Source organism: Thermus sp. (genome assembly GCF_056332225.1).
Genome location: NZ_JBWGQW010000122.1, coordinates 1 through 1,168, shown reverse-complemented (window position 1 = coordinate 1,168; position 1,168 = coordinate 1). Strand labels below are relative to the sequence as shown.

2 protein-coding genes are annotated in these 1,168 nt (G+C 70.2%); one reads left to right on the top strand and one right to left on the bottom strand.

Annotated elements, in window-relative coordinates:
• Window positions 1-107 precede the first annotated feature (107 nt).
• Complete coding sequence (locus AC01Y6_RS10420) at window positions 108-719, top strand: hypothetical protein (RefSeq protein ID WP_476671451.1); 612 nt, start codon at window positions 108-110, stop codon at window positions 717-719.
• Between the two features lie 38 nt (window positions 720-757).
• Here the strand turns inward: AC01Y6_RS10420 and AC01Y6_RS10415 are convergent.
• On the bottom strand, window positions 758-1,168 hold a 411-nt coding region (locus tag AC01Y6_RS10415), incomplete at its 5' end, for a hypothetical protein (RefSeq protein ID WP_476671450.1).

Genomic DNA, 1,168 nt, shown 5'->3' with positions numbered 1-1,168 from the left:
CTGGTCCAACCCCGGCCCGCTGGGGCCGGGGTTTCGCTTCACGCCGGGACAACCCTGGGGGAGGAGAAGGTGGAGGTGGCCGCCTAGGCCTAGGGTATCCTGACCCCGTGGAAGCCCAAGCCCCCTTCCTGTACTACGCCACCCTCTACGCCCGGGGGACCCTCCTGCCCCCGAAGAAGCCCAAGGCGCCCCCCGTCCTCTCCCTCCCCGAACTGGGCGGGGAGGTCCCCCTCACCCGCAAGCGCCTCCTCCCCAAGACCCGCAAGGCCCTGGCCAAGGTCCTCGCCGCCCACCCCGAAGGCCTGGAGGTGGGCGCCCGCCTCTGGCCCAGGACCAAGGAAGGCCGCCTGGACCTGGCCAGGTTCCAGCTCGCCCGCTTTTCCCAAGACCCCGCCCGCTGGGAGGGGGTCTACGGCCGCTTCTTCGCCCTCGGAATCCCCCAGGCCTGGGAGGAGGTGGCCGGCTACCTGGTCCTGGAGATCCGCCCCAACCCCCAGGGCCTCCTCCCCAAGCCCTTCCCCCTGGAGGTCATGGTCCCCAAGGAACTCCGCCCCAAGGTGGCCCCGCCGGGGGAAGGCCTGGCCCTGAGGGTGCGGGGGCGGGCGGTCTCGGGCCTCCTGGTGGTGGAGGACCTGGAGGCCCTTCCCCCGCCTCCCGCCAGGGTTGATGAGGGCCCCACCCCGCCCCAGGAAGGCTCTAGCCCGCCCAAGGGGGTCTAGAAGACCGGGGGAAGGGGGGTGAGGGGAACGGCCTTCGCCTACGCCGCCACCTCCTCCCCCTTCCCCACCGCCCCCGGGAAGGCCTCCTTCAGGGTCCGAACCAGGTAAGCCCCGGGCCTCGTGACCTGCCCCTCCATGTAGTCCCTCATCACCCTCACCAAGAGGGCGAAGACGTACTGGGCCGGGAGTTCGCCCCTGACCACGGCCCACATGAGGCCGGCGTAAAACCTTCTAGACCGGTGATCGTCAAAGATGTCGGCCAGGTAGTTTGCCAGCAACGTGATGAGCATAGGCCGCTTGGCCTCCTCCACCTCGGGGAGAACCAGGACGAGGCCCAGGTCCACGGCCACGGACTTGGTGTTGGGGACCACCCTCTTCCCCTGGGCCCAGAGGACCAGGACGTCCAGGGTGGGGCGGATGCCCTTCTCCTCGTAGGCTTTCACCCACCG